Here is a 24,615-nt window from a genome sequence, read left to right on the forward strand (position 1 = left end):
ATGTCGCTAAATTTCCCGCTGTTGTTAGTCATCGCCGTTGCCGTTTGCGGTCTGCTGGCCTTGCTTGATCTGCTGTTTCTGGCTCCGCGCCGGCGGGCAGCGATCAGCAACTATCAGGGCAGCGTCAGCCAGCCCGATATGTCGGTACTTGAGCAGCTCAACAAGGAACCGTTGCTGGTTGAATACGGCAAGTCGTTCTTCCCGGTGCTGTTCATCGTACTGGTGTTGCGCTCGTTCCTGGTGGAGCCGTTCCAGATCCCTTCGGGGTCGATGAAACCGACCCTTGAAGTGGGCGATTTCATTCTGGTGAACAAGTTCTCCTATGGCATTCGTCTGCCGGTGATCGACAAGAAGGTCATCGAAGTAGGTGACCCGCAGCGCGGCGATGTGATGGTGTTCCGCTACCCGAGCGACCCGAACGTCAACTACATCAAGCGGGTGGTTGGCCTGCCAGGTGACCAGATCCGTTACACCAGCGACAAGAAGCTGTTCGTCAATGGTCAGCCGATTGCCGAGCAACTGGTGGGCACCGAGCCGGGCACCTTGGGCAGCGCCGAGCTGTACAAGGAAAAGCTGGGTGAGGTGGAGCACCTGATCCGCAAGGAAATGGGCCGCTACCGGATGCCGCCGGACCAACAGTGGGTAGTCCCGGCCGGGCACTATTTCATGATGGGCGACAACCGCGACAACTCTAACGACAGCCGCTATTGGGATGACCCCAACATCCCAAGAGAACTGCACGGCATGGTTCCGGACAAGAACATCGTCGGCAAGGCCTTCGCTGTCTGGATGAGTTGGCCTGAGCCGAAATTGAGTCATTTGCCGAGCCTTTCGCGGGTTGGGCTGATCAAGTAACACCTAAACGGCGCTGTCCTGGGACAGCGCCGAATGCTTTTCTGGCATAGGCTGTGTTCAGGGTGTCTTTGGACATCCCCGAATCACTGGGTCGGAAGGGCATGAAGCCAAATAGTCTTTCAGGATCCGGATTTGAACAACGCGTTAAACCTGACGGCCACGAGCCAATCCGATAAGTGTGGGTGCCGGGCTGAGTCCCAGGCGCAGAAAATCGGCCACAAACCGAGCGTGGGTACACTGTGAGCGTTTCCTTGAGCCGCCTCGAGCGCAAGCTCGGCTACACCTTCAAGAACCAGGAGCTGATGCTGCTGGCCCTTACGCATCGCAGTTACGCCGGGCGTAACAATGAGCGCCTGGAGTTTCTGGGCGATGCCATTCTCAACTTTGTTGCTGGCGAGGCGCTGTTCGAGCGTTTCCCGCAAGCCCGTGAAGGCCAGCTGTCGCGCTTGCGTGCACGGCTGGTCAAGGGCGAGACCCTGGCCGTACTGGCGCGTGGTTTCGACCTCGGCGAGTACCTGCGTCTGGGGTCCGGCGAGCTGAAAAGCGGTGGTTTCCGTCGTGAGTCGATACTGGCCGACGCGCTCGAAGCGCTGATCGGCGCGATCTACCTCGATTCGGACATGCACACTGCGCGTGATCGGGTGCTGGACTGGCTGACCGGTGAGTTCGAGAGCCTCACGCTGGTCGATACCAACAAGGATCCGAAAACCCGCCTGCAGGAGTTCTTGCAGTCACGGGCCTGCGAACTGCCCCGCTATGAAGTGGTGGATATCCAGGGTGAACCGCATTGCCGGACGTTTTTCGTCGAGTGTGAAGTGGCCCTGTTGACTGAAAAAAGCCGAGGGCAGGGCGTAAGCCGGCGTATTGCCGAGCAGGTCGCCGCGGCGGCAGCCCTGATCGCCCTGGGCGTGGAGAATGGCAATGACTGATACGAATACTACCCGTTGCGGCTATGTCGCCATCGTCGGCCGCCCCAACGTGGGCAAATCGACGTTGCTTAACCACATCCTTGGCCAAAAGCTGGCGATTACATCGCGCAAGCCGCAGACCACGCGTCACAACATGCTCGGGATCAAGACCGAGGGTGATATCCAGGCGATCTACGTCGATACCCCCGGCATGCACAAGAGCAACGAGAAGGCGCTCAACCGCTACATGAACAAGACCGCTTCGGCGGCCTTGAAAGATGTTGATGTGGTTATCTTCGTGGTGGATCGCACCCGCTGGACCGATGAAGACCAACTGGTGCTGGAGCGCGTGCAGTACGTGCAGGGCCCGGTGATCCTGGCCATCAACAAGACTGACCGTATCGAAGAAAAGGCCGAGCTGATCCCGCACCTGCAGTGGTTGCAGGAGCAACTGCCGAATGCCGAGATCGTGCCGATTTCCGCGCAGCAGGGGCACAACCTCGATGCACTGGAAGCTCTGATCGCCAAGCACTTGCCGGAAAACGAGCACTTTTTCCCGGAAGACCAGATCACCGACCGCAGCAGCCGTTTCCTGGCCGCTGAACTGGTGCGCGAGAAGATCATGCGTCAACTCGGTGCCGAGTTGCCGTACCAGATCACCGTGGAAATCGAAGAGTTCAAGCAGCAGGGCAAGATCCTGCATATCCATGCCTTGATTCTGGTCGAGCGTGATGGTCAGAAGAAGATCATCATTGGCGACAAGGGCGAGCGGATCAAACGCATTGGCTCCGAGGCGCGCAAGGACATGGAGTTGCTGTTCGACGCCAAGATCATGCTCAACCTCTGGGTCAAGGTCAAAGGCGGCTGGTCCGATGATGAGCGCGCCCTGCGCTCGCTGGGTTACGGCGACCTGTAAGCCTTCAGGCCCGATACCGTCCGGTGTCGGGCCGACTCCTTTCTGAAGTTCAATTCATGGAACTATCCGTCGGCCAACCGGCCTATGTCCTGCACAGTCGGGCCTACCGCGAAACCAGTGCACTGGTGGACTTCCTTACGCCTCAGGGCCGAATGCGCGCAGTGCTGCGTCGCGCACGTGGCAAGGCCGGAACCTTGGCGCGCCCCTTCGTACCGCTGGAGGTCGAATTCCGTGGTCGGGGTGAACTGAAGAACGTCGGGCGCATGGAAAGTAACGGCATCGGCGTCTGGTTGCATGGTGATGCCCTGTTCAGTGGCCTCTACCTCAATGAATTGATGACCCGCTTGTTGCCAGCGGAAGATCCACACCCGCTGCTGTTCGAGCACTACACCGCAACGTTGCAGGCATTGGCCGCCGGGCGCGCCCTGGAGCCGTTGTTGCGCTCGTTCGAGTGGCGCCTGCTGGATGAGCTGGGGTATGCCTTCGAGTTGGATCGGGACCTTGCGGGTGAGCCGCTGGCTGCCGATGGCTTGTATCGGTTGCAGGTGGATGCGGGCCTTGAACGCGTTTATCTGTTCCAGCCGGGCCTGTTCAACGGCGTGGAGCTGGCCGCCATGGCTGAGGCCGACTGGAGCGTACCTGGCGCCTTGAGTGCGGCCAAGCGTTTGATGCGTCAGGCATTGGCTGTTCATTTGGGTGGAAAGCCATTGGTCAGTCGCGAACTGTTTCGCAAGCCGTAAGCTCGTCGTATGCTGTGAGGCTCAATTTTCAGGAGAGTTTCTTCGTGACCCACAGCAACCGCATTCTTCTCGGCGTGAACATCGACCACGTGGCGACCCTGCGCCAGGCCCGTGGCACGCGTTACCCGGACCCGGTCAAGGCCGCGCTGGATGCCGAGGAAGCCGGTGCCGATGGCATCACCGTCCATTTGCGTGAAGACCGCCGTCACATCCAGGAGCGCGACGTCCTGCTGCTCAAGGACGTGCTGCAAACGCGGATGAACTTCGAGATGGGCGTTACCGAGGAAATGATGGCATTCGCCGAGCGTATTCGCCCGGCGCATATCTGCCTGGTGCCTGAAACCCGCCAGGAGCTGACCACCGAGGGTGGTCTGGATGTTGCTGGTCAGGAAGCGCGGATCAAGGCCGCTGTCGAACGCCTGTCGCGCCTCGGCTCGGAAGTGTCCTTGTTCATCGATGCTGACGAGCGCCAGATCGAGGCCTCTCGCCGTGTCGGTGCCCCGGCCATTGAACTGCATACCGGTCGTTACGCCGATGCCGAAACACCCGCTGAAGTGGCTGAAGAGCTCAAGCGCATCGCCGACGGCGTGGCTTTTGGTGTTGCTCAGGGCCTGATCGTGAACGCTGGGCACGGCTTGCACTACCACAACGTCGAAGCGGTTGCGGCAATCAAGGGTATCAATGAGCTGAACATCGGGCACGCGCTGGTCGCCCATGCCCTGTTCGTCGGCTTCAAGTCGGCGGTGGCCGAGATGAAGTCGCTGATTCTGGCCGCCAGCCGCGGCTGACCCGCCGGCGGTCAATGTGCGCCGCAGACCCGGTAACCGGGTCGGTGGCGCAGCATTGAGCGTTACTTGCGCGCGACCAGCACCGCACGGCGTGGTGCAGGCAGACCTTCGATGGTGCGGCTGTGATCGTTGGGGTCGAGGAAGTCGCTGAGCGACTGATAACGCATCCACTCGGTGCTGCGCTGTTCCTCGATGCTGGTGACGCTGACATCTACGCAGCGCACGTCGCTGAACCCGGCGCGACGCAGCCAGCGTTCCAGCGCCGGTACCGAAGGCAGGAACCAGACGTTGCGCATCTGTGCGTAGCGGTCTTCAGGTACCAGTACCTGCTGTTCATCACCTTCGATAACCAGGGTTTCCAGCACCAACTCGCCACCTTTGACCAGGCAGTCCTTGAGCGCCAGCAGGTGCTCGATTGGCGAGCGCCGATGGTAGAACACACCCATGGAAAATACGGTATCGAAGCCTTCGAGGTTCGCTGGCAGGTCTTCCAGGGCGAACGGCAAGTGCCAGGCCGGCAGTTCCGGCAGGTAACGTTGCACGGCTTGGAACTGGCAGAAGAACAGCCAGTTGGGATCGACGCCAATGACGCTGTCGGCACCGGCACCGAGCATGCGCCACTGGTAGTAGCCATTGCCGCAGCCGACATCCAATACACGTTTTCCGCGTAAGTCCAGGTGCGGTGCGACCCGCTCCCATTTCCAGTCCGAACGCCATTCGGTGTCGACATGAACACCGAACAGGTCGAACGGGCCCTTGCGCCATGGCGACAAGCCCATCAGTGCGGTGCGCATCTGCTCACGAACAGCAGGCTCGCAGTCGCAGTCCAGGCGCAGGCCGTTGAGCAGGTCGACCTGCTCAGGTACGAGCGCGGGCAGGGCATCGAGCGCCGCTTGCCAACGTTCCAGATCGCCATGGCCTTTTTCCAGCTTGGCATCGAGTTGTGCCTGCAGGCCCTGGGACCATTCAGCCAGAGGGGTGCCCGCCAGGCGGCGGACCAGAGGGGAAAGATCAATCATGGCAGGGCAATCAGCGAGGCGAAGTTAAGGCACTGGAACCACGGCACGACCTTGGAAAAGCCCGCTGCGAGTAGACGCTCACGGTGTTCTTCCAGGCTGTCGGGCTTCATCACGTTTTCGATGGCACTGCGTTTCTGGGCAATTTCCAGTTCGCTGTAGCCATTGGCGCGCTTGAACGCGACATGCAGGTCGGTGAGCAGGGCGTGTTCCTGAGGGTCGTTGAAGCGCAGTTTTTCCGAGAGGATCAGGGCGCCACCGGGCAGCAAGGCCTGGCGAATGCGTGACAGCAGGGCGAGGCGTTGCTCAGGTGCGATGAACTGCAGGGTGAAGTTCATCGCGACCACCGAGGCGGGCTGGAACTCAAGGGCCAGGATGTCGCCTTCGATCACCTCGACCGGCAGCAGCTCCTGGAACATTGAGTCTTGGGCCGTGAGGTACTGACGGCAGCGCTCGACCATGGCTGCGGAGTTGTCCACAGCGATGACGCGGCAGCCGTCCTGGCGTACATGCCGACGCAGTGCCTGGGTAACAGCGCCCAACGAGCTACCGAGGTCGTACAGGGCGGTATGCGGTTGAGCAAACTGCGCAGCCAGCACGCCGAGGTTCTCGACAATGGTCGGGTAGCCGGGGACTGAACGCTTGATCATGTCCGGGAACACTCGGACCACGTCTTCGTTGAAGGCGAAGTCGGGCACCTGGCCAAGCGGCTGGGCGAATAGGCGGTCGGGTTCTTTGCTCACGGGCAGTCCAGGCGTTCAGCGGTAAAGGGCCGGCATTTTAGCCAAACTGGCAGCGGTATGCATGGCCGGCTGACAAGTGCGCCTCACTTCACCGTAATTGCACAGTCAAAGGTCTGTGCGGGGTGTACTTCCGGTGCCCAGGGTTGTTGATAGACCAGTATCAAGTGACCCTCGCCAGCAGCCTTCGCCTGGAAGCGCCACACCGACTGTCCGGCGCTACCGACCAGCCCAGTGCCTTCGGGGTTGCTGTAGACCTCAGGGCCCAGGCTGCGGAGGATGCTGGCGGCAGGGTTTTGCAGCAACCAGCGGTAGCCCGTGGTGGGATTGCTGGGCAGCGTCAGGGTGAGGGTTTGATCCGTTCGCAGCTGGACGGGGCAGTCCCCCGTTTTTTCCAGCGTGATGTTTTGCCGTGGTTGTTGGGCACAGGCGCTGAGCAGGGCGAGGCTCACGGGAACGAGCAGGCGGGCAAGGGTCATGATGGCTCCGAATGAACGACGAAGACGCAGCATAACCGAAGCGCCCACACATGTAGGAGCCTGCCTCACCAGCGATGCAGGCACCGCGCAGCACGCGGCATTGCATCGCTATCACTGCCGGCAAGGCTGGCCCCCACAGACGTCGCAGTGTTCAGAACAACACGTTGGCAACGTCGCTGAAACGCTTGGCAAAGTGCACGGTCAGACCTTGTTTGAGGTAGTCCGGCAACTCTTCAAAATCGCCACGGTTGGCCTCGGGCAGGATCAGTTCAAAGATTTTCTGGCGGCGTGCAGCAATCACCTTCTCGCGTACGCCGCCAATGGGCAGTACATGCCCGGTCAGCGTCAGTTCGCCAGTCATGGCCACGCCTTTCTTCGGTGCCTGGTCGCGGGCCAGGGATAGCAAGGCACTGGCCATGGTCACGCCCGCACTTGGGCCGTCCTTGGGGGTTGCGCCTTCCGGCACATGCAGGTGGATAAAGGCTTCGTTGAAGAATGTCGGGTCGCCACCGAACTGCTTCAGGTGCGAGCTGACATAGCTGTAGGCGATCTCGGCGGACTCCTTCATGACATCGCCCAACTGACCGGTCAGTTTGAAGCCGCGGTTCAGGGTATGGATCAGTGTCGCCTCGATTGGCAAGGTCGCGCCCCCCATGCTGGTCCAGGCCAGGCCGGTGATGACGCCTTTTCCCGCCAACACCTGTTCACTGCGAAACACCGGCATGCCCAGTGAGGCTTCGAGGTCCTTCGCGCCAATCTTGATGGTCGTGTCGGGATGTTCCAGTAACTGCACCACGGCTTTACGCACCAGTTTGCCCAATTGCTTTTCAAGCTGGCGTACGCCGGCTTCGCGAGCATAGCCCTCGATGACCGCGCGCAGGGCGCTGTCGGTAATACTCAGGCTGGTTTTGGCGACCCCGGCTTTCTGCAGTTGCTTGGGCCACAAATGGCGCTTGGCGATAGCCACTTTTTCTTCGGTGATGTAGCCGGAAAGGCGGATCACCTCCATACGGTCGAGCAATGGCCCTGGAATCGAGTCGAGGGTGTTGGCGGTGCAGACGAACAACACCTTGGAGAGGTCCAGGCGCAGGTCCAGGTAATGGTCGAGGAAGTCGACGTTCTGTTCCGGGTCGAGGGTTTCCAGCAGGGCCGAGGCGGGGTCGCCCTGGTAGCTCTGGCCCATCTTGTCGATCTCGTCGAGCATGATGACGGGGTTCATGACGCCGACGTCCTTCAAGGCCTGCACCAGTTTGCCCGGTTGGGCACCGATGTAGGTGCGCCGGTGGCCCTTGATCTCGGCTTCGTCACGCATGCCGCCAACGCTGAAGCGGTAGAACGGTCGTCCCAGGGATTCTGCAATAGATTTTCCGATGCTGGTCTTGCCGACGCCTGGCGGGCCGACGAGCAGGACAATCGAACCGCTTATTTCGCCCTTGTAGGCACCCACCGCAAGAAATTCGAGGATTCGCTCCTTGATGTCGTCAAGGCCGGCATGGTGAAGGTCCAGCACTTTGCGCGCATGCTTGAGGTCAAGCTTGTCTTTGCCGTAAACGCCCCAGGGTAAGGCAGTTGCCCAGTCCAGGTAGTTGCGGGTGACGGCATACTCCGGTGAGCCGGTCTCAAGGATCGACAGCTTGCCCAGTTCTTCATCGATACGCTTCTGCGTGGCGTTTGGCAGGGTTTTGCCTTCCAGGCGCTGTTTGAACTGTTCGAGGTCGGCACTGCGGTCGTCCTTGGTCAGCCCCAGTTCCTGCTGGATGACCTTGAGTTGTTCCTTGAGGAAGAACTCTCGCTGATGCTCACCGATCTGGCGGTTCACTTCGGCGGAAATCTCGTTCTGCAGGCGCGCGACTTCGACCTCCTTGCGCAACATCGGCAGGACCTTCTCCATGCGCTTGAGCATGGGCACACAATCGAGCACTTCCTGCAGTTGGTTACCGGTGGCCGAGGTCAGTGCGGCGGCGAAATCGGTGAGGGGGGACGGGTCGTTGGGGCTGAACCGGTTGAGGTAGTTCTTCAGTTCTTCGCTGTACAGCGGGTTGAGCGGCAACAGCTCCTTGATCCCGTTGATCAGCGCCATACCATAGGCCTTCACCTCGTCGGTGGGCGCGCTGGGCTGATGGGGATAATCTACTTCGACCAGATAGGGCGGTCGATGGTGCTTGAGCCAGCCTCGGATACGCACACGGCTCAGGCCTTGGGCAACGAATTGCAGTTTGCCGTTTTCGCGACTGGCGTGATGGATCTTGACCAGGGTGCCGTAGGTCGGCAGCGTCGATGTATCGAAGTGCCGAGGGTCATCAGGTGGCGTGTCCATGAAGAACAGCGCCAACGCGTGATGGGGTGTCTTGGCCACCAGATCGAGGGTTTCTGCCCAGGGTTCTTCATTGACGATGACCGGCAGTACTTGTGCCGGGAAGAACGGCCGATTGTGAATCGGGATGATGTAGACCTTGTCCGGCAGTTGCTGGCCGGGCAATGCAAGGTGGGTGCGGCCACTGTGGCTGGCTTCGATATGTTCGACTTCGGCGTGTTCCTTGGGAGTTTCCGGGAGATCCTGCTGGTCGCTCATGGGGCACCTGCGTAAATGACTATGGTGCTTAGATGGGGCGGGTGAACGGCGGTTTCAATGGCGCTGGCTGTGCCGGCACCTTGCAAAAAAAACGGCCACCTAAAGGGTAGCCGTTCAATCACATGAAAGTGCCCGGTTTGCGCGGGGCGCTCTCAATTGGCATCAGTCGGCCAATTTGTAAGCAATTACGTAGTCACCCATCTTGGTGCCCAGCGAGCCATGGCCGCCAGCCGTTACCAGCACGTACTGTTTACCGTCTTTGCCGGTGTAGGTCATCGGGGTTGCCTGACCACCTGCCGGCAGGCGCGACTTCCACAACTCTTTGCCGGTGTTGACGTCGTAGGCGCGCAGGTACTGGTCAAGCGTGCCGCTTAGGAAGCCCAGGCCACCGGCCGTCACGATTGAGCCGCCCATGCTCGGTACACCGATCGGCAGGCCAATGGGCAGCGGTGAGCTGTCGCGGCTGGTGCCGTTCTTGTGTTTCCACACCACTTTGCCTTTGTTCAGGTCGATACCGGCAACGTAACCCCAGGCAGGTGCCTGGCAGGGGATGCCGAGCGGCGACATGAAGGGGTGCATGATCACGGCATACGGCGCGCCGGTGTTGGGTTGCACGCCGCTGGTCTCGCTTTCGCGCTTGCTGCCAGCGGCAACATCGGCGCGTGGCACCAGCTTGGAGACGAAGGCCATGTAGTTCGGGCTGGTGAACAGCAGTTGGCGAACCGGATCAACCGAGACGCTGCCCCAGTTGAACACGCCTACGTTGCCAGGGTAGACCAGGCTGCCTTGCAGCGATGGTGGGGTGTACTGACCTTCGTAGCGCAGTTCGCGGAACTGGATGCGGCAAAGCATCTGGTCAAATGGACTGGCGCCCCACATGGCTTGTTCGGTCAGGTCAGGACCCAGCAGGTTGAGGTCCGAACGTGCCTGGGTGGGCGAAGTGTGATCGCCTTCGACCGCACCTTGAGGTACCGGGACTTCCTGGATCGGTATGATTGGCGTGCCGTCACGACGATCGAGGACATACAGGCTGCCCTGTTTGGTTGGTGCGATCAGGGCCGGTTTGACGCCATCGGCGCTGGTCATGTCGAGCAGGGTCGGCTGGCTGCCGACGTCCATGTCCCACAGGTCATGGTGGGTGAACTGGTAATTCCAGCGTACCTTGCCGGTGCTCAGGTCCAGGGCAACGATGCCCGCACTGAATTTTTCTGCGCCTGGGGTGCGGTCGGCGCCCCATTGGTCTGGCGTCTGGTTGCCCAGTGGCAGGTAGACCATGTTGAGCTTTTCATCGACGCTGGCCAACGACCACATGTTGGGTGAGTTGCGGGTGTAGAACTTGCCCGCAGGCAGTGGCGCAGTGGCCTCAGGGTTGCCGGCGTCCCAGTTCCAGACCAGGTGCCCGTCGTGTACGTCGTAAGCGCGGATGACGCCGGACGGCTCGTTGGTCGACTCGTTGTCGGTGACGTGGCCGCCAATGATCACCAGTTGGCGGGTGATGGCTGCAGGTGAGGTTGAGTAGTAACCGCCAGCGGTGAACGGACCGATACCGGTGGTCAGGTCGATGACACCCTGGTTGCCGAAGCCTTCACAGATTTTGCCGTTATCAGCGTTCAGTGCGATCAGGCGCGCATCGGCGGTGGGCAGGTAAAGGCGGCGAGGGCAGGCGCGGACGACGGCCATGCCGGCTTCGGAGATCTTTGGCGCCGGGCTGCCGTCCATGTTGACGTAGTTGTTCTCGTCGTAATACGACACACCCCGGCAGGTCATGTGGGCGAAACCCTTGAAGCCGACCGGGCTTTTGATCTGCGGGTCGAAACGCCAGATTTCCGCGCCGGTGTCCGGGTCCAGGGCCAGTACTTTGCTGTGGGCGGTGCAGGCATAGAGCATGCCGTTGGCCTTGAGCGGGGTGTTCTGGTTGGTCAGTTCCACCGGATCGTTGTCGGTGGGCAGATCGCCGGTACGGATGCGCCAGGCTTCTTGCAACTTGTGAATATTGTAGGGCGTGATCTGGCGTAGGGGCGAGTAACGGTCACCATACTCAGTGCGTCCATAGGACTGCCATTCACCGTCCGGCATTTGCGGCGCGGTGCTGGCCATGTCGCTGCTGTCGCGGCCCAGCTTGCCGTTGATTTCACCCGGGTGGGTGAATTGGCTGGCGATGGCCGTAGCACCCGACAACACGACAGCCAGGCTCAACAAGCCGGTGTTCACTTTGCCCGGTTGGCCACGCAGAGGCCGGCGTGCCCATGGCAGCAGCAAGACAACCCCAAGGGCGAACCACAGGGCCAGACGCGGTACCAGTTGCCACCAATCCAGGCCCACTTCCCACAGTGCCCAGAGGGTGCTACCCAGCAGAACCAGGCCGTACAGGCCGAGTGCATTGCGGCGTAACGCCAGCAACAGAATGCCGGACAGGGCAAAGCCGATACCGGCAATCAGGTAATACAGCGAGCCGCCAAGCTGGCTTAGCTTGATGCCACCGGCCAGTAGTGCCAGGCCCATCAGCAACAGCAGAATGCCGAGCAGTCTCGGCAGCCAGCGGGTTCTACTCAAGGCACCGTCAGTGCTCATCGTGTGTTCTCCGTACAGTGGAAACAGTTCGAGCCGCAGCTCGGATAAAATTCGGGGTGGTTCATGTTCAGAAGCTGCTCTGGATTTTCAGACCGCCTATCAGCGCATCGTCGACCTGCCCGACACCGCCGGGGTGGCGGATGTACTGCAGGTTCGGGCGCACGGTGAGCCAGTTGGCCAAGTGAATGCCGTAGTACAGTTCGGCGCTGTACTCGGTGTCCTGAACTGGCAGGAAGGCGGGGTTGTCGTAGTCATCCAGTCCCTGGGCCGCGTTGCTGGCCTGGGCGTTCTTGCGGTAGGCGGGGTTGGCGTGCACGCGCGCAAGGGCGAAACCAATATCGTCCTTGGCACGGGCATCAAACGGGCCCTTGTACACCACACCTGCCTGAACATAGTTGTCGATGGCATTGGTCTTCTTGTCATGCAGCGTAGCGTTGGCGAAAACGCTCAAGCCACGGGAGTGGTCGCTGGCCAGCGACGTCACCTGTTGCTGCGCACCCAACCAGAAGCCATGCTTGCTCGAACTGCTGCGATAGGCCTGGCCGCTGAGTGCTGCCGGTTGATCGTTGCTGTCTTTATAAACATCGGTTGCCTTGGCACTACTGTAGTAGTAACCAGCGCGATATTCCCCTTTCAGGCCGCTGAAAGTAGGGGTCCAGACCAGTTCTACTGGCAGCACTGCGCCTTGGGTGCCGCTGCCGCTGAGCTTGAAGCCATTGCCGCTTTCAAGGCTGGAGGGGTTCTGCTCGTAAGCACCAACCTGTGCATAGAGTTCAGGGCTGAGTCGGAACTTGACCCGCATGGCCCATTGGCTGACTGGCCAGTTGTACCAGATGCCTCCCACCCAGTTACCGACCTGGGAGCCACAAAACGCCAGGTTCTGAAAGTCGCAGGGAAAGCTGTTGAAGTCCTCGCCTTCGCCGAAGCGGCCCACCTTCACATCCAGTGCGCCATCGAAATACTGTTGCTTGACCCATAGTTGGGTCAGTCGCCAGGTCTCGCCGCGGCCCCAGACTTCCTGTGCCGAGGTGAAGCCACCTACGCGGGGGTCATTGATGCGGTCGTTGCTGATGTTGTCACCGTGGCGCTCGGTGACGGTCAGTTGAAACTCGGCGGCATTCCAGCCGAGGATCTTCTGCAGGTCCAGGTGGGTACCCAGCGTGAACTGGTCGCTGTAGCGGGCGGTATTGTTGTGATCGTAGCCACCCTGCAGGTTGCTGCCCATCTCGCCGACGTAACCCAAGGTGAAATCGTAGCCGCGCTCGGCCAGTTCTGTGCGGGTGCCGCCCCAGTCGCCAAGCATCCAGGGTGAGTCACTGTCCAGCATCGCGGCGCAGCTGTGCGGGGCGATTGCGGCAAGTGTCAGACCTGTCAGCAGTACGCAGGAAGAAAGACGGGAAGGTGAAAACTGAGGCATGAGATAGCGCTATCTTTTGATTGTTGGAAAAACGGCAACGCCTCCGAATGTGCTCTATCACCGGAGACAAAACTGCTAATAAGGGAAAGTGAAGCGTTTCAGCGTGCGGCGGGCAGGATATAGATGAATGTGTAAGAAAAAAAGTCCAATCAGCGTGAGGTACTGTTGCCGCTTCTGTAAAAGTCCTTCAGCAGGGGGGCGGTGTGTACAGATCGACTTCCATACAGCGCCCTGCTGGCTGAGTTTGAGGCGATGTACGTCAGAACGTTCCAGCGCACTAGACTGTCGGATACAGGTCGAGGTTTGAGTGAGCGCACTGCTGAAAAAGCAGACGTGGAGCCAAGGCTCGGCTAAGGTGCGCACCTTTCGTTGGCTGGAGCACAGGCATGACTGCCGGTAATCAAAATCCTCTGCATGGCGTGACCCTGGAACAAATCCTCAATGCCCTTGTTGCGCGTTACCAATGGGAAGGGCTGGCTCAGCGTATTGATTTGCGCTGTTTCAAGAGCGATCCCAGTATCAAGTCGAGCCTGACATTCCTGCGGCGCACGCCCTGGGCGCGGGAAAGGGTCGAGCAGTTGTACGTCAAGATGCAGCGCGGTCGCTAACCGATGCGCCTGGAGCAGCGAGTGCCCTGGGTAGGGCTGCTGGCCTGTTTGGGGTGGGCTGCACTGGCCATTCAGATGTACCTGGTGTTGTGGGGGCGCTGGCAGGCGCAGGCCAGCCTGATAGGCGGGCTGGTGAATGTCTTCAGCTACTTCACCGTACTCAGCAACACCTTGGTTGCCGTGGTGCTCAGCCAGGCGGCGTTTGGCAGGGAAGGTCCGGCGCGGCAGTTCTTTCTGCGGCCCTCGGTGAGTTCAGCGGTTGCAGTCAGCATTGCGTTGGTGGGGGTGGCATACAGCCTGTTGTTGCGCCACCTGTGGCAGCCGCAAGGCTGGCAATGGCTGGTCGATGAACTGCTGCATGATGTCATGCCGCTGTTGTACCTGGGGTATTGGTGGTGTTGTGTACCCAAGGGCAGTTTGCGGGCAATACAGATTTTACAGTGGTTGCTTTACCCGCTGGGTTACTTTGCCTATGTGCTGCTGCGTGGGCACGAAATTGGCGTCTATCCCTATCCGTTCATTGATGTCGCCACACTGGGGTATGCCCAGGTGATGCTCAATGCACTGGCGATTCTGCTGGGCTTTGTTGCGCTAGGGCTGCTGTTGGTGAACCTCGATCAATGGCAGGGCAGGCGTCTGGCAGCAGCCAGAGCGCAACCCTGATGCCACGGTATTACGCGTTGTCGTTATCGTCTTCGTTCAGGCGCCAGTAGGCAACCGCTTTGAGTCGGTCTTCCTGTACCCCTTTGTCTTCCACCAGCAGGCGTTTCGCCTGGCGGGTCAGTGCCTTTTCCAGGGCAACCCAGGTGTACAGTTCACCTGCGGGCAGGGGCAGGTGTTTCAGGACCTCAAGCAGGTCCTGCTGGTGACGCTGAACCCAGATGATCTGCAGGTTTGCCGGGCTTGTCAGTGGTTGTTGTTCCAGCGCATTTTCCACTTCAATGACCACCAGTGCGTTACGCGTGGCCGGTAGTTCTTCAAGGCGTCGGGCAATTGCCGGAATGGCGGTTTCGTCACCGATCAACAGGTAACTGTCGAATATGTCCGGCACCACCATGGAGCTGCGTGGCCCTGCGATGTTCAGCGTCTGGCCCACTGTTGCCTGAGCCGCCCAGGTAGAGGCCGGGCCGTCGCCATGCAACACGAAGTCGATATCCAGCTCGCCTGCCACGTCGTCGATACGGCGCGGGGTGTATTCGCGCATGGTCGGTTTGACGCCGCTCGGATCGAGTCCGGGATTGTTCAGTGCGGCCTGTTCTTGCGGCGAGCAGGCAAACAGCAATTTGATGTGGTCATCGCTGGCCATGCTGAGAAAACCCGAAAGTTCAGGGCCGCCCAAAGTAATACGGCGCATACGCGGGGTCAGGTCGGTGACACGCAGTACCTGCAGGCAACGGCGTTTGATTTCGTGGTTGACGCGGTGAATCGTGGCGTTGGGGTTATCCGTCATTCGGTTCTCTCCTGTGGGGTCATTGCCGGGCCGGCAACAATCGCTTTGGCGGTGTCGTTGAGCAGATTGCGCACTCGCACGATTTCTTCGGGACTCCAGCGTCCGCTGTGCATTTGCAGGGCGTGGCGCAGGTTGTGTACGGCTTCGTGGATTTCCTGAGGGCGGTCATGCACACCGATGGAGCGCTTGCTGACCTCAAGGCGCATGCGCACGCCGTCCAGGGCAATGGCTTGCTCGGCCAAGGCCTGGAGGCCTGCTGCCGTAGCGCTGTAACGCTTTTTGCTGCCCTCGGCCTGGCCGATGATCCACTCACTCTCTTCTAGGAAGGTCAGGGTGGGGTAGATGACGCCTGGGCTTGGGCTGTAGCGACCGTCGAACAGGGCTTCGATTCGGCGAATCAGGTCATAACCATGGCAAGGCTGTTCAGCGAGCATCGACAGCAGCAGTAGTTTGAGGTCGCCGGGGGCAAAGATTCGCGGGCCTCGCTCGCCACGTTCGCGACCGCCGCGACGTTCAAATCCGTCATGGCGGTCACCGTGTTCACGGTGGGGGGGATGATCACGCATAGGAGGTGTCCTGTTTTGAGATATATCTTGAGATAGGCTTTTAGATACTACTCAAGATATATCTTAATGCAAGCGGTCGGTGTGCTCGCACTGCTTTTTGGCAGGGGGAATTGCGCAGGTGGTCCTAGGGTTTTTCTTACATAACCCTCGGATTACCTTTATTCCTGCTTGCCCGTGTGGCCTCTAAGATCTGCCGCGTTTCTCTCACCCTTCAGGGGTATATGACGTGGTTGGTTTTTTCTTGCGTGTAGGCCTGCTCTGGGGGCTTTCATTTTTTGCCCAGGCGAATGTTCATTTGGTTACCCCTAAGGGTGGGCACGATTACGTGGCCCGCCAGGCTCTCGAGGCGAACCTCGACCGGCTGGTCGAGCGTGCCCATGAACTCATCGGCGTGCCTTACCGTTGGGGGGGAATGTCGGAAAAGGGTGGGTTTGATTGCAGCGGCTTGTTGGTCTACTTGTATCGCAGTGAGGTGGGTATCAGCTTGCCTCGTACCACCTCATCCATGCTCAAAGGGCAGGGCAAGACCGTAAGCCCGCCGCAACTCAAGCGCGGTGATGCGGTGTTCTTTAATCGCAACGGCCAAGGTCGTATTGGCCATGTCGGCTTGTACATTGGCGAGGGACGGTTCATTCATGCGCCAAGCAGCGGCAAGGCGATTCGTATCGATTCGTTAAGCAATCGCTACTGGCGCAAGAGTTTCACCACAGCCAAGCGCTTTCACGGTCACTGAGTCATTGCGCCTTGCCGAGCGGTGAGCGTGGGTATGTTGCACAACGTATGGGTGCCCGGCACAAGGTAGGGCATCAGAAGTGGCGCCATGCCCTTGAGCACTTGTACCGGCAAGGCTGAGGTGAACTTGAACGATTCGGCGGCTCGCCCTGGGACGAAGGCGGTCAGGGTGCCGAAATGGCTGTCGCCGATGTAGAACACGAATGTCGCAGTACGGTTCAGTGACCGCGATCCGAGGATGCGTCCGCCTGCTCCGAAGCTTTCTATTCGGTTGTCGCCGGTGCCGGTCTTGCCACCCATGACCAGCGGTGTACCGTCAGGCAGTTTGAAACTACCCGATACCCGACGTGCCGTACCGGCATCGACCACTTGGGAGAGTGCTCCGCGCAGGGCCTTGGCGACCTCGGCCGGCAACACCCGTTCGCCGCGATCCGGGTCACTGATCAGGAGGGTTTCATAAGGCGTGTTGGCGGCGAAGTGCAGGGTGTCGATACGCAAGGTGGGCATGCGTACGCCGTCGTTCAAGATGATGCCCATGAGCTCGGCCAGTGCAGCAGGGCGGTCGCCGGAGCTGCCGATGGCGGTGGCCAGCGATGGCACCAGATGGTCGAAGGGATAGCCGACACGTTTCCAGCGCTGATGGATGTCGAGGAACGCTTCGATTTCCACGAGGGTCCGGATGCGGCTGTCGCGGGCGCCTTTGTGCCGACTCTTGAACAGCCAGCTGTAGACTTCCTGGCGCTCGAAATGGCTGGCTGTTACGGCATCCTTGAATTGCGCGCCGGGGTTTTTCAGCAGGTAGCCCAGCAGCCACATGTCCAGTGGGTGCACCCGGGCGATGTAGCCCTGATCGGGGAGGTCGTAACGGCCCGGTCCGTAGTTGATGTACATTTCTTCCAGACGCTTATCGGTCAGTGCGTCTTTCTTGCGTTTGTCGGCTGAAGTGTCTTTCTTCAGGTGAGCCTGTACGAAGGCGTTGAAGGTTGCCTGGTCTGCTTCGGGAAACAGATAACGGTGCACGGCGGCCAAACGAATGGGGGTGACATTCAGGCTGTCGAGGAAGGTGTCGAGGCGCTCCTGGGACGTTTTGCGCTGATACTTTTTCCAGAACCGTTTGAGGTAGTCGGTGCCTTCGCGGTCGGCAAAACGCGCCAGATACTCTTGGCGACGCGGGTCGGCATCGTCCTTGAGCAGTTGGCCGCTGTTGTTCGGTGACTGGTACGTGCTGTAGCGCACCAGGTCGCGCATCAGGCGAATGAAGGGCAGGTTGATCGACTCGCGCAACGCATCCTTGAGGCTCGGCAGGCGTCCATTGTCTTCGCGGCGGAAGTTGTTGAACACGTGCAGGCCACCACCGGTAAAGAAGGCTTCGCCTGGGTTCGCGGAGTACTTGCGTTCCAGTGCGGCATCGAGCATCGCGCTGAGGTTGCGGTCCTTGTTCTGAATCAGGTAGTCCACTGCCCAGCCGGTAATGCGGTCCAATTCGGGCACCTCGACTTTTTTCAGCTCGGCCGGGGTTTTGTCGGCATAGCGATCATGCAGTTCGGTAACGATCTCCAGGTACGTAGTCAGTACCCGGAGTTTGGCAGTCGAACCCAGTTCCAGCTTGCTGCCTTCGTTGATGTCGAAGGGCTGGTCTGTGCTGTCGGTTTGCACCCGCACCCGTGCGCCGTCCGGGGTCCGTTCAAAGAGGGTGAAGCTGTAACGTACCTGGGTTGTGGTAGTGGGGGTCAGCAGGCGTTCACCAAATAGCCCGATCTTTTCCGCGAAGGCCGGGTCAGCGAGGTTTTTGAGGTATTCGCTGATCTGATCTTGCAGGCTGGACTGCAGCGTACTGGTTACTGAGAGATCAAGCCGGTCCAGGTCGTACAGGGGGCGATTGAGCATCGCCGACAGCCGTGCGCGAGCCAGGCTGATGCCCTTGTTGGTGACGATGGGCACGATGGTCGGCTGGGCAACCCAGTCACGGTAGATCGCTTTGCTGGCCAGTGCCGCATCAGCCAATGAGCGATCAATGATGTTGTTCGCCGCAAGCAGTCGCACGTGACTGTCGGCCAACTCTGCCAGGTCGTTGCGGCCCTTGGACAAAAAGTATGATGGCCGACGTTGGGCGATCATCAAGGAGAGCACCTGACGCAGCGCCAATCCCCGTGCAGCGAGGCTGGCCGGGTCATTGTCAGTGGAGGACAGCAACTGGTTGACCTGAGCGAAGTCTGCGCCGTACCAGACCCTCAAGCCTTCGGCCATGCCATGCACTTCACCGTGCCCGGGGACTGCCGACAGCGGAACACTGTTGAGGTAGTCGCGCACGATACGTTGCCGGGCTTCAAGGGTTTGCGGGCCGCCCTGATAGGCGCGGACACTGGCTGAAATCATCTGCCGGATTTTCTCGCTGCCAGACACGGTCAGCCCGTCAGGAGAGTGCCGGTACTTTTCCAGTTGAGTGGCCAAGGTACTGCCACCCGCCGACTGGCCGGGAAGGGCAAGGTACTTGGCCACCTGGGTATAAGCCGCTTTGGCGAAGCGTGGCCAGTCGACTGCCGGGTTTGCATTGGGATCGTTGGGGTCAAGCAGGTCGCGGTTTTCAATGAACAGCAAACTGTGGACGATCACCGGCGGGATCGAGGCGAAGTCAGGGTAGAGGTGTTGTGGGTAGTGATACTGATAAAGCGCGTCGCCCTTGCAGTCAGTGATCGACAGCCCAGCTTGAATTTTTTCGGTGTAAGGCACGAAAAAGCCGTGCTTGGCATAGTTCATCAGTTCGGGGGAAAAGCGCGTTTGCTCACTGATGAGGTAGTCGCGCTTCAGCAGGCGAGGCAAGAAGTCGCCCAGTGCGCTGTAGCCCAGGCGTTTGTCGAATGGGCCGTCGCCCGGATAGATCACGGCATCACTTGGGCCCTTTTGCATCGAGTAACTGAGTGTCGCTGCAAAGTGGCTGAACTCACGTGATTGCAAACGCGAAGTCTGCATTTCTTCAGCGATCGCATAGCCCAATACGATCAGGGCAATCAGCAGCAACAGCCACAGGGGCCATAGCAGCCGCCACCAGACGCGGCGCTTGCGAGGGCTCTTTGGTGGGGGCACGTCTTCCAGACGTTCAGAAGGGGCTTCTGTCGTTGTTGGTTCCGATTGCCACAGTGCGCCCATAGTCTTTAGCTCGGCTACGTGTATTCGTCTTGCTTGCCTGAAGCTTAGACGCTGAGCAGCCTGGGTGAAAAATTTGTAGAGGCTTGTCCGGTATTTCTCTTGGTGGAATAGGAACATGCGCCTTTGGTTGTGGTTGTAATGCCCTGGTTTGGTGCTATTTTAGCCGCCCTGTTTTTGAGGGAGGGGTAAGTACGGGGAATGCCACTCCGTATAAGCGGATTTTGCCGAGACTTCTCGCCAAAGATCCTGGTTTTTATAGTGAAAAGACCTGCGATGGCCTTTTTATACTGCTCGCCCCTTTTGCTCAGCCCACGTGTTGTTTTGCGGGCTGACGGGTCCACCCAAAAGGTAGGCCCGGCAAGGCTTCGTACCTGCCTATCGGCGGTGCCATGCCAGCACGATCGGTTTATATCCAATAACAAAATGAGGTTGTATTTCTATGTCAGTCGGCAACCACCCTTCTCACGGTGAGACCGCCCAAGGCGGTCCACTCAAGCGAGAACTCGGAGAGCGTCACATCCGCCTGATGGCACTGGGTGCCTGTATCGGTGTCGGCCTGTTCCTGGGGTCGGCAAAGGCCATCGAAATGGCCGGGCCTGCGATCATGCTGTCGTACATCATCGGCGGTCTGGCGATCCTGGTGATCATGCGTGCCCTCGGTGAAATGGCCGTCCACAACCCGGTCGCCGGCTCCTTCAGCCGTTACGCACAAGACTACCTCGGCCCATTGGCAGGTTTCCTGACCGGTTGGAACTACTGGTTCCTGTGGTTGGTGACCTGTGTTGCTGAGATCACCGCGGTGGCCATTTACATGGGCATCTGGTTCCCGGATGTACCACGCTGGATCTGGGCCTTGGCGGCCCTGGCAAGCATGGGTGGGGTCAACCTGATCGCGGTCAAGGCCTTCGGCGAGTTCGAGTTCTGGTTTGCCCTGATCAAGATCGTCACCATCATCGCGATGGTACTGGGCGGTATCGGCGTGATCGCCTTCGGCTTCGGTAACAATGGCGTCGCACTGGGCATCTCCAACCTCTGGAGCAATGGCGGCTTCATGCCTAATGGCGTGACTGGCGTGCTGATGTCGCTGCAAATGGTGATGTTCGCCTACCTGGGCGTAGAAATGATCGGCCTGACTGCAGGCGAAGCACGTAACCCGCAAAAGACCATCCCGCATGCCATTGGCTCGGTGTTCTGGCGGATCCTGCTGTTCTACGTCGGCGCACTGTTCGTGATCCTGTCGATCTACCCATGGAACGAAATTGGCAGCCAGGGCAGCCCGTTCGTGATGACCTTTGAACGTCTGGGCATCAAGACCGCTGCCGGTATCATCAACTTCGTCGTGATCACTGCGGCACTGTCGTCTTGCAACGGCGGTATCTTCAGTACGGGTCGTATGCTCTACAGCCTTGCTCAGAACGGCCAGGCACCTGCTTCCTTTGCCCGTACCTCGAGCAACGGCGTACCGCGCAATGCCCTGCTGCTGTCGATCGCGGCATTGCTGCTGGGTGTACTGCTCAACTACCTGGTACCGGAAAAAGTGTTCGTCTGGGTTACCGCTATCGCCACCTTCGGTGCGATCTGGACCTGGGTCATGATCCTGCTGGCGCAACTGAAGTTCCGTGCCGGCTTGTCCAAGGCCGAACGTGATCGCCTGCAGTTCCGCATGTGGCTGTGGCCGCTGAGCTCCTACCTGGCGCTGGCGTTCCTGATCCTGGTGGTAGGCCTGATGGCGTACTTTGAGGAAACCCGTATTGCGCTGTACGTCGGCCCAGCCTTCCTGGTGCTGCTGACGGTGCTGTACTACGTGTTCAAGCTGTCCCCGAAAGAGGACGGTGTGGCCGTGGCGCGTTCCGCGTCCTGATACGAAGAACCGGCACATTGGCCGGATCAGGCTGCTGACGAACCCCCGCTTTTTAGCGGGGGTTCGTTTTTTAAGCCAGCGGTTTTGCCCGTTGAGTCAGGCTACGTCTGTCTGCGCGTCAAAACTGTCTGCACGGGCCATGCGCCACATACGCTGGTAGAACTCGCCGCTGACTTCACCGGTCAGCAGTTCCCCGGGCTTGAGGAATACATGCAGTTGCGAGAACAGTTTGATCTCGGTCGCGGACATACGCCGTACCAGGTGTTTGGCTTGCAGTTGTGAGGGGTGATCGAGGCCTGCAGCCGCGAGCATTTCGGCGAGGGCCTTGAGGGTGTTGCGGTGGAAGTGGAACACCCGCTGGGCTTTGTCAGGAACCACCAGGGCGCGCTGGCGCAGTGGGTCTTGGGTTGCGACACCGGTTGGGCACTTGTTGGTGTGGCAGCTCTGTGACTGGATGCAGCCGATGGCGAACATGAAGCCGCGCGCCGAGTTGGCCCAGTCGGCCCCGATGGCCAGGACACTGGCAATGTCAAAGGCGCTGACGATCTTGCCGCTGGCGCCCAGCTTGATTTTGTCGCGCAGGTTCAGGCCGACCAATGTGTTGTGTACGAACAGCAGGCCTTCACGCATGGGCACGCCGATATGGTCGGTAAACTCCACGGGCGCTGCGCCCGTACCACCTTCCTTGCCGTCGATGACGATAAAGTCCGGCAAAATGCCCGTTTCCAGCATGGCCTTGGCAATCCCCATGAACTCCCACGGGTGACCCAGGCAGAACTTGAAGCCGACTGGCTTGCCGCCGGAGAGTTCACGCAACTGAGCAATGAAGTGCATCAGCTCGATTGGGGTTGAGAACGCACTGTGTCGCGACGGCGAGATGCAGTCTTCGCCCATCGGTACGCCACGGGTTTCGGCGATTTCGGGGGTGACCTTATGCTTGGGCAGGATGCCGCCGTGGCCCGGCTTGGCGCCTTGGCTCATCTTGATCTCGATCATTCGTACTTGCGGATTACGGGCCTGTTCAGCGAAACGCTCAGGGTCGAATCGGCCATCCGCGGTACGGCAACCGAAGTAGCCGCTGCCCAGTTCCCACGTCAGGTCGCCACCATGCTCGCGGTGATAGGGACTGATACTGCCTTCGCCAGTGTCGTGGGCGAAGTTGCCGAGTTTGGCGCCCTGGTTCAGCGCGCGGATAGCGTTGGCGCTGAGTGCGCCAAAGCTCATGGCCGAGATGTTGAACACCGAGGCTGAATACGGTTGCGTGCATTGCGGGCCACCGACCATGACCCGAAAGCTGTTCGGGTCGCTCAGTGGCGCCGGGCGCATGGAGTGGCCAATGAACTCAAAGCCCGATTGGTAGACATCGATCAGCGTACCGAAAGGCTTGTCCGAGGCTTCGTTCTTGGCGCGTGCATACACCAGTGAACGCTGCGCGCGTGAGAACGGCAGGGCATCGCTGTCGGCCTCCAGCAGGTACTGGCGGATTTCCGGGCGAATGCCTTCGACCAGATAGCGGATGTTGCCCAGAATGGGGTAGTTGCGCCTGACGGCATGGCGGCTTTGCAGCAAATCGACCAGGCCGATAATGCTGAGTACGCACGTGGTCAGGGTAAAGGGCCATAGTCCGTCGTTCCCAAGAAACGGCAGACTGGCGAGGGTGAACAGTACACAGCAGACAAAAAAGGCATAGCGGCTGAGAAGTGACAGGCTCATACGGGGTCCTTGCGATGGCTCGGTCAGGCTCAGGGCCTGGCAATCCTGGACCATAGCCCGGTTCAGGATTCAAATGCCAGCCTACGGTCAGCCGCTGCGGGGCTTGGGTGTATCATTGCGCGTTCCCCGAGATGAGCCGACCATGACCCAGATCATTCGTATAGCTGCTGCCCTGTTGATCGACCCGCAGGGGCAAACCCTTCTCGTGCGCAAGCGTGGTACACAGGCGTTCATGCAGCCAGGCGGCAAGATTGAAGCCCATGAGCGACCTGTCGATGCCTTGGCCCGTGAACTGCACGAGGAGCTGGGCTTGCAGATCGACCCCTTGCAAGCAGGCTACCTTGGCTCGTTCAGCGCACCCGCGGCCAATGAGCCTGGGTTTGAGGTGCAGGCGGAGCTGTTTCGGGTTCACACCCATGCGTGTGTCGAACCTGCAGCAGAAATCGAGGAGGCTGTCTGGGTCGATGCGAGCGCTACCGTCAACCTTGAATTGGCCCCCTTGACCCGGGACTGGATTCTGCCCCTCTACAGAACGTTGACCCACGGTCCTGCCTGATCCCTCAACGCACCGCGCTGACGCCGTCGAGGGTGGAGAAGGAGGTGTCCTTGGCGGTCAGCAGGAAGTCGCGCATGTAGGGTGCGTCGAGCATATCGGTACGCACTGCCGCGTACAGCGTGGCGAACAGGCCCTTCTCACCCAGGCGCTTGCCCTTCACATACCCACGTGAACTGTACTCGTGCAGCGCCCAGTGCGGCATGCCGCAGACGCCGCGGCCGCTCGCGACCAACTGCATCATCATGACCGTCAGTTCTGCGGTGCGCACCTGCGCTGGCTCAATGTCGGCCGGCTCCAGAAAGCGGGTGAAGATATCCAGGCGGTCGCGTTCTACCGGGTAGGTGATCAGGGTTTCGCTGGACAGGTCTTCAGGGACGACATAGCTCTTGCTCGCCAGAGGGTGCTGGTTGGCGACGGCCAGCATGGCCTCGTAAGTGAACAGCGGAACATAGGTGATCCCGGCCAACTCCAGCGGGTCGGAGGTCACCACCAGGTCCAGGTCGCCACGTGCCAGCGCGGGCAGCGGGGCAAAGGCGAAGCCCGAAGCCAGGTCAAGTTCGACCTCCGGCCAGGCGTCGCGGAATTGGTCAATGGTCGGCATCAACCACTGAAAGCAGCTATGGCATTCAATGGCCATGTGCAAGCGACCCGCCGTGCCGCCGGCCAGACGTGCGATATCGCGCTCGGCGCTGCGCAGCAAGGGCAGGGTAGCGTCGGCCAGTTGCAGCAGGCGCAGGCCGGCACTGGTGAAGCGCAAGGGTTTGGTCTTGCGCATGAACAGTTGCATGCCCAGGCGCTCTTCCAGCTCCTTGAATTGATGCGATAGCGCCGATTGGGTCAGGTGCAGGCGTTCTGCTGCCTCTACCAGGCTGTCGGCCTCGCGCAAGGCGTGCAGGGTTTTCAGGTGACGAATTTCAAGCACCGGAAGGCTCCATGAGTAAACTTTGAGATGAACACGAATTTATTGAGTTTGTCTCAAG

21 protein-coding genes are annotated in these 24,615 nt (G+C 59.8%); 10 read left to right on the forward strand and 11 right to left on the reverse strand.

Annotated elements, in window-relative coordinates:
• The 5 genes from lepB (at position 1) to pdxJ (ending at position 4,207) form a co-directional block, all read left to right on the forward strand.
• Entirely contained in the window at positions 1-855 is an 855-nt protein-coding gene (gene lepB / locus IE038_RS12290; protein WP_189395701.1) for a signal peptidase I, read from the forward strand.
• Positions 856-1,094: 239 nt separating this feature from the next.
• A complete protein-coding gene (gene rnc / locus IE038_RS12295; protein ID WP_065759354.1) occupies positions 1,095-1,784 on the forward strand; it encodes a ribonuclease III in 690 nt (229 codons plus the stop codon).
• Complete coding sequence (gene era, locus IE038_RS12300) at positions 1,777-2,679, forward strand: GTPase Era (protein WP_065759353.1); 903 nt, start codon at positions 1,777-1,779, stop codon at positions 2,677-2,679. Before rnc ends, era begins: the two co-directional genes overlap by 8 nt.
• Before the next feature lie 56 nt (positions 2,680-2,735).
• Positions 2,736-3,419 (forward strand): DNA repair protein RecO, encoded by a 684-nt coding sequence (gene recO / locus IE038_RS12305; protein ID WP_163937515.1) that lies wholly within the window; start codon positions 2,736-2,738, stop codon positions 3,417-3,419.
• 44 nt (positions 3,420-3,463) lie between these two features.
• A complete protein-coding gene (pdxJ, locus tag IE038_RS12310; protein ID WP_163937512.1) occupies positions 3,464-4,207 on the forward strand; it encodes a pyridoxine 5'-phosphate synthase in 744 nt (247 codons plus the stop codon).
• A 62-nt stretch (positions 4,208-4,269) separates the two neighbouring features.
• Here pdxJ and cmoB read toward each other — a convergent pair whose 3' ends face one another.
• From cmoB to IE038_RS12340, 6 genes are all read right to left on the reverse strand, one after another.
• A complete protein-coding gene (gene cmoB, locus IE038_RS12315) occupies positions 4,270-5,226 on the reverse strand; it encodes a tRNA 5-methoxyuridine(34)/uridine 5-oxyacetic acid(34) synthase CmoB (protein WP_163937508.1) in 957 nt (318 codons plus the stop codon).
• Positions 5,223-5,966 (reverse strand): carboxy-S-adenosyl-L-methionine synthase CmoA, encoded by a 744-nt coding sequence (cmoA, locus tag IE038_RS12320; protein ID WP_065759349.1) that lies wholly within the window; start codon positions 5,964-5,966, stop codon positions 5,223-5,225. Before cmoA ends, cmoB begins: the two co-directional genes overlap by 4 nt.
• A gap of 83 nt (positions 5,967-6,049) precedes the next feature.
• Positions 6,050-6,442 (reverse strand): protease inhibitor I42 family protein, encoded by a 393-nt coding sequence (locus IE038_RS12325; protein ID WP_163937505.1) that lies wholly within the window; start codon positions 6,440-6,442, stop codon positions 6,050-6,052.
• Between the two features lie 151 nt (positions 6,443-6,593).
• Complete coding sequence (gene lon / locus IE038_RS12330; RefSeq protein ID WP_189395702.1) at positions 6,594-9,014, reverse strand: endopeptidase La; 2,421 nt, start codon at positions 9,012-9,014, stop codon at positions 6,594-6,596.
• A 162-nt stretch (positions 9,015-9,176) separates the two neighbouring features.
• Entirely contained in the window at positions 9,177-11,585 is a 2,409-nt protein-coding gene (locus IE038_RS12335; RefSeq protein ID WP_163937502.1) for a glucose/quinate/shikimate family membrane-bound PQQ-dependent dehydrogenase, read from the reverse strand.
• A gap of 67 nt (positions 11,586-11,652) precedes the next feature.
• On the reverse strand, positions 11,653-13,002 hold the full coding sequence (locus tag IE038_RS12340) for a carbohydrate porin (RefSeq protein WP_163937499.1): 1,350 nt from the start codon (positions 13,000-13,002) through the stop codon (positions 11,653-11,655).
• A 386-nt stretch (positions 13,003-13,388) separates the two neighbouring features.
• Between IE038_RS12340 and IE038_RS12345 the strand changes: the two genes are divergently transcribed.
• Positions 13,389-13,610, forward strand: a complete 222-nt coding sequence (locus IE038_RS12345) for a VF530 family protein (RefSeq protein WP_065759344.1) — start codon at positions 13,389-13,391, stop codon at positions 13,608-13,610.
• Between the two features lie 3 nt (positions 13,611-13,613).
• A complete protein-coding gene (locus IE038_RS12350; protein ID WP_407682225.1) occupies positions 13,614-14,273 on the forward strand; it encodes a Pr6Pr family membrane protein in 660 nt (219 codons plus the stop codon).
• Between the two features lie 10 nt (positions 14,274-14,283).
• Here IE038_RS12350 and IE038_RS12355 read toward each other — a convergent pair whose 3' ends face one another.
• Complete coding sequence (locus tag IE038_RS12355; RefSeq protein WP_189395703.1) at positions 14,284-15,060, reverse strand: siderophore-interacting protein; 777 nt, start codon at positions 15,058-15,060, stop codon at positions 14,284-14,286.
• The gene (locus tag IE038_RS12360; protein ID WP_163939865.1) at positions 15,057-15,626 is read right to left on the reverse strand and encodes a PadR family transcriptional regulator; all 570 of its coding nucleotides are present in this window, start codon (positions 15,624-15,626) and stop codon (positions 15,057-15,059) included. The genes IE038_RS12355 and IE038_RS12360 overlap by 4 nt, the downstream gene beginning before the upstream one ends.
• A gap of 295 nt (positions 15,627-15,921) precedes the next feature.
• Between IE038_RS12360 and IE038_RS12365 the strand changes: the two genes are divergently transcribed.
• Positions 15,922-16,359, forward strand: a complete 438-nt coding sequence (locus IE038_RS12365; protein WP_229775657.1) for a C40 family peptidase — start codon at positions 15,922-15,924, stop codon at positions 16,357-16,359.
• Here the strand turns inward: IE038_RS12365 and IE038_RS12370 are convergent.
• Positions 16,353-19,505, reverse strand: coding sequence for a transglycosylase domain-containing protein (locus IE038_RS12370; RefSeq protein WP_189395704.1), 3,153 nt, complete (start codon positions 19,503-19,505; stop codon positions 16,353-16,355). The genes IE038_RS12365 and IE038_RS12370 overlap by 7 nt on opposite strands.
• Positions 19,506-19,944: 439 nt before the next feature.
• Here IE038_RS12370 and IE038_RS12375 point away from each other — a divergent pair, with 439 nt between their 5' ends.
• Positions 19,945-21,366: an amino acid permease gene (locus tag IE038_RS12375; RefSeq protein WP_189395705.1), complete on the forward strand. Its 1,422-nt coding sequence runs from the start codon at positions 19,945-19,947 to the stop codon at positions 21,364-21,366.
• Between the two features lie 96 nt (positions 21,367-21,462).
• Here IE038_RS12375 and IE038_RS12380 read toward each other — a convergent pair whose 3' ends face one another.
• A complete protein-coding gene (locus IE038_RS12380; RefSeq protein WP_163934808.1) occupies positions 21,463-23,079 on the reverse strand; it encodes an FMN-binding glutamate synthase family protein in 1,617 nt (538 codons plus the stop codon).
• 142 nt (positions 23,080-23,221) lie between these two features.
• On the opposite strand from IE038_RS12380, the gene IE038_RS12385 reads away from it, so the two are divergent.
• A complete protein-coding gene (locus IE038_RS12385) occupies positions 23,222-23,635 on the forward strand; it encodes an NUDIX hydrolase (RefSeq protein WP_163934811.1) in 414 nt (137 codons plus the stop codon).
• 4 nt (positions 23,636-23,639) lie between these two features.
• On the opposite strand, the gene metR is transcribed toward IE038_RS12385, so the two are convergent.
• A complete protein-coding gene (metR, locus tag IE038_RS12390) occupies positions 23,640-24,557 on the reverse strand; it encodes a transcriptional regulator MetR (RefSeq protein WP_163934814.1) in 918 nt (305 codons plus the stop codon).
• Positions 24,558-24,615 lie beyond the last annotated feature (58 nt).

It is taken from the genome of Pseudomonas laurentiana, assembly GCF_014648275.1.
Classification (GTDB): domain Bacteria; phylum Pseudomonadota; class Gammaproteobacteria; order Pseudomonadales; family Pseudomonadaceae; genus Aquipseudomonas; species Aquipseudomonas laurentiana.

What these genes read in the sequence shown, in the direction of transcription:
- IE038_RS12360 (WP_163939865.1), bottom strand. Translation starts at nt 15,626, where the DNA reads ATGCGTGATCATCCCCCCCACCGTGAACACGGTGACCGCCATGACGGA.
- recO (WP_163937515.1), top strand. Translation starts at nt 2,736, where the DNA reads ATGGAACTATCCGTCGGCCAACCGGCCTATGTCCTGCACAGTCGGGCC.
- lepB (WP_189395701.1), top strand. Translation starts at nt 1, where the DNA reads ATGTCGCTAAATTTCCCGCTGTTGTTAGTCATCGCCGTTGCCGTTTGC.
- IE038_RS12335 (WP_163937502.1), bottom strand. Translation starts at nt 11,585, where the DNA reads ATGAGCACTGACGGTGCCTTGAGTAGAACCCGCTGGCTGCCGAGACTG.
- IE038_RS12385 (WP_163934811.1), top strand. Translation starts at nt 23,222, where the DNA reads ATGACCCAGATCATTCGTATAGCTGCTGCCCTGTTGATCGACCCGCAG.
- cmoB (WP_163937508.1), bottom strand. Translation starts at nt 5,226, where the DNA reads ATGATTGATCTTTCCCCTCTGGTCCGCCGCCTGGCGGGCACCCCTCTG.
- IE038_RS12370 (WP_189395704.1), bottom strand. Translation starts at nt 19,505, where the DNA reads ATGGGCGCACTGTGGCAATCGGAACCAACAACGACAGAAGCCCCTTCT.
- IE038_RS12380 (WP_163934808.1), bottom strand. Translation starts at nt 23,079, where the DNA reads ATGAGCCTGTCACTTCTCAGCCGCTATGCCTTTTTTGTCTGCTGTGTA.
- IE038_RS12350 (WP_407682225.1), top strand. Translation starts at nt 13,614, where the DNA reads ATGCGCCTGGAGCAGCGAGTGCCCTGGGTAGGGCTGCTGGCCTGTTTG.
- era (WP_065759353.1), top strand. Translation starts at nt 1,777, where the DNA reads ATGACTGATACGAATACTACCCGTTGCGGCTATGTCGCCATCGTCGGC.
- IE038_RS12340 (WP_163937499.1), bottom strand. Translation starts at nt 13,002, where the DNA reads ATGCCTCAGTTTTCACCTTCCCGTCTTTCTTCCTGCGTACTGCTGACA.
- IE038_RS12345 (WP_065759344.1), top strand. Translation starts at nt 13,389, where the DNA reads ATGACTGCCGGTAATCAAAATCCTCTGCATGGCGTGACCCTGGAACAA.
- IE038_RS12355 (WP_189395703.1), bottom strand. Translation starts at nt 15,060, where the DNA reads ATGACGGATAACCCCAACGCCACGATTCACCGCGTCAACCACGAAATC.
- lon (WP_189395702.1), bottom strand. Translation starts at nt 9,014, where the DNA reads ATGAGCGACCAGCAGGATCTCCCGGAAACTCCCAAGGAACACGCCGAA.
- IE038_RS12325 (WP_163937505.1), bottom strand. Translation starts at nt 6,442, where the DNA reads ATGACCCTTGCCCGCCTGCTCGTTCCCGTGAGCCTCGCCCTGCTCAGC.
- IE038_RS12375 (WP_189395705.1), top strand. Translation starts at nt 19,945, where the DNA reads ATGTCAGTCGGCAACCACCCTTCTCACGGTGAGACCGCCCAAGGCGGT.